The organism is Butyrivibrio sp. (assembly GCF_017635265.1).
Lineage (GTDB): Bacteria > Bacillota > Clostridia > Lachnospirales > Lachnospiraceae > Butyrivibrio.
Genome location: NZ_JAGBLU010000060.1, coordinates 1 through 7,752, shown reverse-complemented (window position 1 = coordinate 7,752; position 7,752 = coordinate 1). Strand labels below are relative to the sequence as shown.

Genomic DNA, 7,752 nt, shown 5'->3' with positions numbered 1-7,752 from the left:
TATACGGATGAAAGAATGAAAACATGTGAAGATAGTTTTCGAAATACATGTTTGGAACAAATTTTCCTTAATTATCAGTATTTTGGAGTTAGAGGCTTTTCTGAAGAGCAAAATATTGATTTTGTTAATTGTATTTATAAAATAATAGACGAATATAAAGCTGATAATACAATTTGCAAGAATTTCGGGATTTTGCTGGCGAGAATGGATAGGAGGAATTTGGCTGCCAAAGTTTCAGACTATAAGGATGGTGGCATTCTAATAGAATTTACTCCGAAGGAACTGACCGCTGATATACAAAAGGAAAGTAAAGAAGTAGAAGATATTCAAAATGGCATGTCAAAATATACCTCTCTGAGAATATGGGCAGACTTCTTACATAATAGATCTGATATGGAAAAATCCCCCAACCAGATAAAATATGACAACAATCCACTTCTCGCTTTATCTGATGTAAAACAATTAATTGAAGATTTAAGATTAGGTCACAGTCTGAATGAGAGATGGTATTATTCTGTACCTGCATATGTTTGTTCAATCCTTCTTGTAAAATTTGTAGAAAAATTATCAGATGAGGATAAAGTGTTTTGCAAGGAAATAGTTATTGAAACTATTTTAAATTTATTTGATGATAATTATACTTACCAGATAGGTGATGGCGTTGAGGCTGCATTTCATGCTCTACCTGTTTTGATGAGTGAGTACCCTAATGAAATAGAAAACTATATTTTATTTATGATTGGGGCTCTTTTCGATGATACTCCACTCGGAGAGTATAAAAGAATATGTGACTATGTTATTGAGTCTATTCATGACTCAGACATGTGGAAAGAGAACTTTAAAGCAGCACAGACCGTATTATTTGGTTATATCAAACTCAAACCAATTTATAATTCTATCGTTTTTGAATTAAGAAAAGAACAAGGTGGTTGGGTACACTTGTCAAAACAGACAATATTGACCAATTTGTCTGAAAAGAGTTCTGACTTAGATATTATGGACTTAAAAATATGTAAAGGCGATATAGAGGAACTAGATATCTTTGATTTAGGGATAGTTCTTCAACTGGTTCCTTTTAACACGACTATCGATGAACATTTAGACATGTTTGAAATAGCAATACCAAAGTTCTCATCTGTGCTGTTTAAGGATAAGTATCATGATTACTACAAAAACAATACCAACAATGTTGCAAACATATACAGACTTCGACTAACTGTTTTTAGACGAATATCGAGATTCCTATTAAATAGGAAACCATCAGAAGTTGACAAATATTTAGAACCGATATTAAAATCTTTACTTGCAACGGAAGAAACTGCATTGTTTGTTGATGAATTGGTTAATGCTGAAGATTACCAATGTAAAGTTGAACAATTTTGGAATATATGGAAAAAAATGTATCCATTTATCAAGAATATGTGTTTTAATCAAAGAGGCTATCATTTAAAAGATGTCATAATAAGCTACATGTTAGCGTGGCGCTGGTGGCGTGAAGGGATTGAGTCTTGGCATAGCCTTACGACGGATAATTTGAATTTTTATTCTACAGTTTCAGTAGATCTTGGCCATATCCCTCCTGTTTTGTATTCTGTGGCAAGAGTTTTGTGTACAATTGGTAGCACATTTGTGAAAGAAGGAATTGAATGGCTTTATACAATTGTGTCAAACAACCATTCGCTGGTGTTAGGTGATTTGGAGTCTAATACACTATATTATATTGAAAGTTTCCTAAGAAAATTTGTTTTTGAAAACAGAGATAAAATTAAAAGAGATTTTAGGTTGAAATCAAAACTCATCGAAATCCTTAATTTCATCATAGAACGAGGTTCTATGCGTGGTTATTTATTAAGAGAAAGTATCATATAACAAAAGAGATATAGTGATAAGACTCGATTAGGCATTATTGGGCTTGGTTGACAGGATTTGATTTATATGTGTTTAGCTAATTCACTGTTTCGTATACATTCGATAAAAATGCGGATAGACGCAGAAAAATTGACTAACATTATATTTATTTTGCGTGATATTCTATGAAAATGCGAACGTGAAGTAAAATTTCATGCAAAAAAAGTTGTAACGAAACAACTTTTTTTGCATGAAATCTATTTTTACCACTTAAATAATTAAATTCGGTTAAAAATTACCTATTTTTAGTGCAATATATATCACATTCCAAATATTATTTGTATATTTGCCGTGAATTTTTAACGGAATCAATATGTTACTAAGATTAATTGCAGAAAATCTCACTTCATTTAAGGAGGCTGTTGAGTTTAATACGTTCCCGTCAAGCAAGAGTCATAGCCATGAGAACCACAAGATTACATGTGGTCATGCGACAGCATTGCGTATGAGTGCCATTTATGGTGCAAATGGGGCTGGTAAAAGTAACCTTCTTCAAGCACTGAACCTTTTGCAGACGTTGGTTAAGGCAGAAACCCTACGAATGATAGATTTTTATGACGATCCAGCCTTTAAGTTGGATTCACAGTATTCTGGTAAACCTTCTGGACTTGCAGTGGAATTCTATTACAATAATAATGTATTCTATTATCATGTTGAGTTTACTCCAGAAGAAATAGTATGGGAGGAGTTGTTGTTAAGCAAAAAAAATAAGGATGTTGAGCTTTTTACACGTAAGAGGACTAATATCTATATCGATCCAAATCATATTGGTAAGGGCATTTCAGAGCAATTCCAAGATGCCCTTAAGAGGCTGGTTCGTCCTGATATGCTTTTACTTTCTTTCTTGGGTAAGTATTACTCAAGCGAAAGTCCATTTGTGGTTGATGCTTATCAATGGTTTATTAAGAATTTACAACTTGTGCTTCCTGACACCTTCCATGGTTTTGTTCCTCATATGATAGACACCGACTCGGATTTCTCAGAGCTGGTCAACAGAACGTTACCAGAATTAAAGACTGGTATAGATAAGTTAATAGTGAAAAAAGAACTAATTGCTGAAGAAGATGTGAAGAATGGAAAATTGATGCAATTGGTCAAGCAGGCAAAAGAGCATCCAGGGGAACCCCAGACAACGCGTAATCGATTCACGGATGATGTCGTCAATGTGGTTTTTGAGGATGGGAATGTATATATAAAAACTCTGGTCGCTGTTCATAGTAATCTCGATGGCTCAGATGTTGAAATTTCTCTTCATGACGAGTCTGATGGTACTCGTCGTTTAATAGAGTATATGCCGCTACTATATGCTATTATCCAAAAAGATATGGTTTATGTGGTGGATGAAATTGAGCGCAGTATCCATCCTATCATGATTAAGGATATTGTTCGGAAGTTGTCTGAGAGTACGACGGCTAAAGGCCAACTGATATTTACTACCCATGAATCGGGATTGCTTGATCAGAACATCTTCCGTCCTGATGAGATATGGTTTGCCCAGAAAGACGCTGAGCAGGCCACGCAACTCTATCCATTGAGTGACTTCAATATCCACAAAACTGCCAACATAGAAAACGGCTATCTCAATGGTCGCTATGGTGGTATTCCTTTCTTGTCGAACCTCAAAGACTTGCATTGGTGATATGATACAACGAAGAAGAGACTACGATAAGCGGGAACCGTCAAGGGATGCCCATAAGATTTACATAGTCTGTGAGGGAAAAGGCACCGAGCCCAATTACTTCGCATTCTTTGAAGGATTGTCTTCTAATCTTCAGGTTATCACGATTCCGCCAACAGATGGTACAGACCCACTAAAACTGATGGAACGTGCCAAGCAAGTATTGATAGGGGATGATAGAGAATTTACCGTTGAATACGAACACGGTGATACTGTGTGGTTTGTTGTTGACACAGACACATGGGAAGAAGAAGGAAAGATTGCGCCTTTACGGCAGTTCTGTAGTCAGAAGAATACCGCAATTCCTCAGGAGTACGATGAAATCAAAGCCTATAGTGCATGGAATGTGGCTCAGAGCAATCCTAGTTTTGAGATGTGGCTCTACTACCATTTCTATGAGAACAAACCCGTTTCAGATGAAGTTGCCAAACATGCTTCGTTCAAGGAGTATGTAAACAACACTATTTCTGGAGGATTCAATTTCGAGAAAGACCCTGTTAGACTTGAAACTGCCATAGAGCATGCTGAAAGGAATTTTCAACTTGATAAAGACTCAAAATTGTTGGAATATTCCTCGGAAGTCTATATACTTGGCAAGGAGATTGATGGCTTTGTAAAGTCAGATATAAAGAAATTGGGAAACAAATTGAGATAATAATAACATTTTCGTAATTTTACAGCTAAATTTAAAAATAGAAATATGGAAAATCTTATTAATATTATTACAGAGTTCTGGAATAAACTGACTGTATCAGAACTAATTTCATACACGATTGCTTTGGGTAGTTTGATAATAACATTTGTGGCTTATATGCGCTCAAGACGCACACAGAAGCCAAAATATTTTATTAGTTCTGCTTCTCTCAGAAATGAAGAGTTTAAAGATACGACAATAGATATAAAACAGGGTGATAGGAGTCTGTCGACTTTAACAATATCTCGTTTGGCTCTTTGGAATACAGGTATAACTTTAAATTGTAGTGACATTGCAGAAAAGGATCCTATACGAGTTGAAGCTGGAAACGATGTGGAAATACTGGAGATTCAAACCCTATATTCTGAGCAACAAAATGGTTGTGAATGTAAGATTGCTGAGGACAAGAAATCCATATCAATTAGCTTTGATTTTCTTGCCAAGAATCAAGGTGTTGTGTTGAAAATTTTTCATACTGGTAAGGATTCATCTGATTTGTCTGTCAAAGGCTCATTGAAGAATGGTCTATGTGTTGCCAAAAAATACAATTTTGTGAATAGTTTATTACCTTTGAGATATATCAGAAGAAGTATAACTTTTTCTGCGATAAAGAAGATATATGGTATAATATTTATAGTAACAGGCCCTATCACTATTTTACAAGCAATTATTAGATATAGCAAAGGAACATCAACACATGTTTATGGACTTACAGAAACGATTTTTGCGATTATATTCGGCGTTTTTGTTGCTATATCGGGCTATTATATGTATCGCAGAGTTATGCCTTCAAAGTTAGAAAAAGCATTTCTAAGTGAGAGATAATCATTTCGGCAAGCAAAGCCTGTGTGCCTTGCTTGCCGAATTTAGTTGTTAGATGTCTTTACATCGGCCTACCCTTCGAGGTCGCCGCTGGGTGGGGTAGTGCCGCCGGTATTGTCGTCGGCTCCGTCGGTGATGTCCTCTTCGGGCAGTTCGGCACCTGTGCGCTCGTCAACTTTCTGCCAGCTTACTTGGCTTGCGAACTCCTGGCTGAACTTGATGCTTACCGATGCACCCAGACGGCTCCTGCCCTTGTTGGCTGTCAGCATCTTAGCCGTTGCAACGGTCTTGTTGCCCTGCTTGTCCTCAGTGTCCTTCACGGAAGCGTTCAAGTTGGGATAAACCGTAATGAACTGCTCGCCTACGGGTACGCGGAATCCCTTCAGCACATTGGCCTGCACCGTCTTCATGTACTCAGCCACAGCAGCCTTCATAATCGAAGGCTCAATACTTGTGTTACGACATGCCTCCTCGCAAACTTCGTTGAAGGTCAATGTACCATTTGGTAATCGGCAAAAGCCGCTTGCAAGGCAAGAACCGGCACGGCATAGAAACTGTGAGTTCCCGCTCGACTATGTCGCTTGCAAAAGCAAGAACCTTAGGACGATTGGTACTCACCATCGTCTTCTCTTTAGCATAATACTTCACTTTTGCCATAATCGTAATGCGTATTAAGTTCTTTACTCCGAACCATTGCCCGGAATCCTGCGAGAAAACATGGGTTTTTGAGTTAGTGGGTAACTCTATTATAGTTAGTGGGTAAGTCTAATAGAGTTAGTGGGTAACTCCAAATGAGTTAGTTTTTAAGTCCTATATACTCATTATTCCAAGTCTCTCCATTCTTCCATTGATGATTCTGAGGGCAAGTATAGCAAATAATCTTGAAATCACGTATAAATACTTATACATTTCCATTAAATCTTCTCGATTTTAGCATTTTTGTACAGATTTCGCCCAATACTCAATAAAATTGAGTAAATTTGTAGCCAAAATTTGAAATCACCAAGCAAACGAGTATGGCAAATACGAACTTAGCAAATGCGAAGACTGCAAAGAACGACGAGTTCTATACGCAATATCCCGATATTCAGAAGGAGATAAACGCCTATCTGGACTATGACCCGAATGTATTTCGTGGCAAGACGGTGCTGTTGCCTTGCGACGACCCAGAGTGGAGCAACTTTACGAAGTTCTTTGCTCAGAACTTTGAACTATTGGGATTGAAGAAACTGATTTCCACCAGCTATGCCCCTGAAAGCAAGAAGTACAAGATGCCATACCAGCCGACACTCTTTGAAACTGAGCAACCGCATTTCAACGCAGACAAGAGTAAGACGCATGGAAAAATATTTGTACTTGAACGTGATGTAACGGGCGACAATCGTATCAACATTGAAGATTTGCAATGGCAATATCTGGAGGGTGACGGTGATTTCCGTAGTAAGGAGATACGCAAATTGCGTGATGAGGCCGACATCATTGTAACTAATCCGCCTTTCTCGCTGTTCCGTGAATTTGTTGTTTGGTTGATGGAGTCGTATAAAGAGTTTATGGTCATTGGTAATTTGAATGCAATATCTTATAAAGAAGTTTTCCCATTGATAAAAGACAACAAAATGTGGCTTGGGGCTACTGGATATATTACAGATATGGTGTTTGGTGTTCCTGAGGGCACTATAATAAAAGAGAGCGATAAAGCCAAAGCAGAGCGATTAGGATATATCGGCAATTATACAAGGCTTGGAAATTCATGCTGGTTTACTAATGTAGATCATGGCCGCCGCCATCAACCTTTACGCCTGATGACTATGGCAGAAAACCTGAAGCACAGCAAGCACAAAGATATTCGCGGGCGTGAAGATTATGTTCACTACGAGAATTATGATGCTATAGAGGTCCCCTATACAGATGCTATCCCATCTGACTATGAGGGGGCTATGGGCGTTCCATTAACATTCTTAGACAAGTACTGCCCAGAACAATTTGAAATAATTGGCCACCCGCATGGTGATTATGGACTTGAATTAGGGCTAAAGCCTTTCCCTCGTGAACTAAAAGAACTGAATAAAGGACTTCGGGACGGTGATCTTTACTACATGAAAGATGGCAAACCCGAACTGCCATATCGTCGAATATTAATCCGTAAAAAGCAATCATTATGAGAACAACATTGGAACAATTTACCGTTGAACAGATTTGTGACGGGTTTGAATATAACGAGCTGGAAGGCAAAGGTCTTTATGGATTGTCGGGCAAGCTGACTATTCAGCCCGAGTATCAGCGTAACTATATCTATGCTGACGGCAAACGTGATGTGGCTGTTATTGAATCTGTGTTAAAAGGGTATCCACTTGGACTAATATATTTCAACCGTGTGGATGATGGACGGCTTGAAGTACTCGATGGTCAGCAACGGATTACTTCACTTGGTCGTTTTCTTCGTAACAAGTTTGCCGTGAAGATTAACGGACTGGAGCAAATCTTCGATGGACTGAACGAGGGAATGCAACGCAAGATTCTCGATACAAAGTTATTGATTTATATATGCGAAGGAGAAGGCGACGACGCAGAGAAGGAAATCAAGGACTGGTTTAAGACTATCAATATTGCAGGCATTCCGCTTAATCAGCAAGAGGAATTGAATGCAGTC

General features: G+C 38.0%; 7 protein-coding genes. 6 read left to right on the top strand and 1 reads right to left on the bottom strand.

Annotated elements, in window-relative coordinates; translation table 11 throughout:
- The 4 genes from J6O61_RS07505 to J6O61_RS07490 all read left to right on the top strand — a co-directional run.
- On the top strand, positions 1 to 1,869 hold a 1,869-nt coding region (locus J6O61_RS07505), incomplete at its 5' end, for a hypothetical protein (RefSeq protein ID WP_292211462.1).
- Positions 1,870 to 2,221: 352 nt separating this feature from the next.
- Positions 2,222 to 3,547 carry an AAA family ATPase gene (locus tag J6O61_RS07500; protein WP_292211459.1) on the top strand — a complete coding sequence of 442 codons (1,326 nt, stop codon included), beginning with the start codon at positions 2,222 to 2,224 and terminating at the stop codon, positions 3,545 to 3,547.
- 1 nt (position 3,548) lies between these two features.
- Positions 3,549 to 4,241, top strand: coding sequence for an RloB family protein (locus J6O61_RS07495; RefSeq protein ID WP_292211454.1), 693 nt, complete (start codon positions 3,549 to 3,551; stop codon positions 4,239 to 4,241).
- A gap of 45 nt (positions 4,242 to 4,286) precedes the next feature.
- Positions 4,287 to 5,105, top strand: coding sequence for a hypothetical protein (locus tag J6O61_RS07490; protein WP_292211451.1), 819 nt, complete (start codon positions 4,287 to 4,289; stop codon positions 5,103 to 5,105).
- Positions 5,106 to 5,173: 68 nt separating this feature from the next.
- Here the strand turns inward: J6O61_RS07490 and J6O61_RS07485 are convergent, their stop codons facing one another.
- Positions 5,174 to 5,536 carry a hypothetical protein gene (locus tag J6O61_RS07485; protein ID WP_292211448.1) on the bottom strand — a complete coding sequence of 121 codons (363 nt, stop codon included), beginning with the start codon at positions 5,534 to 5,536 and terminating at the stop codon, positions 5,174 to 5,176.
- A gap of 582 nt (positions 5,537 to 6,118) precedes the next feature.
- On the opposite strand from J6O61_RS07485, the gene J6O61_RS07480 reads away from it, so the two are divergent.
- On the top strand, positions 6,119 to 7,264 hold the full coding sequence (locus J6O61_RS07480; protein WP_292211446.1) for an adenine-specific methyltransferase EcoRI family protein: 1,146 nt from the start codon (positions 6,119 to 6,121) through the stop codon (positions 7,262 to 7,264).
- A partial coding sequence (locus J6O61_RS07475) for a DUF262 domain-containing protein (RefSeq protein ID WP_292211443.1) occupies positions 7,261 to 7,752 on the top strand: 492 nt, incomplete at its 3' end. The genes J6O61_RS07480 and J6O61_RS07475, both read left to right, overlap by 4 nt.

Bases quoted from the DNA above. Each gene is read 5' to 3' on its own strand.
- J6O61_RS07500 (WP_292211459.1), top strand. From the start codon at position 2,222: ATGTTACTAAGATTAATTGCAGAAAATCTCACTTCATTTAAGGAGGCT.
- J6O61_RS07490 (WP_292211451.1), top strand. From the start codon at position 4,287: ATGGAAAATCTTATTAATATTATTACAGAGTTCTGGAATAAACTGACT.
- J6O61_RS07480 (WP_292211446.1), top strand. From the start codon at position 6,119: ATGGCAAATACGAACTTAGCAAATGCGAAGACTGCAAAGAACGACGAG.
- J6O61_RS07485 (WP_292211448.1), bottom strand. From the start codon at position 5,536: ATGAAGGCTGCTGTGGCTGAGTACATGAAGACGGTGCAGGCCAATGTG.
- J6O61_RS07495 (WP_292211454.1), top strand. From the start codon at position 3,549: ATGATACAACGAAGAAGAGACTACGATAAGCGGGAACCGTCAAGGGAT.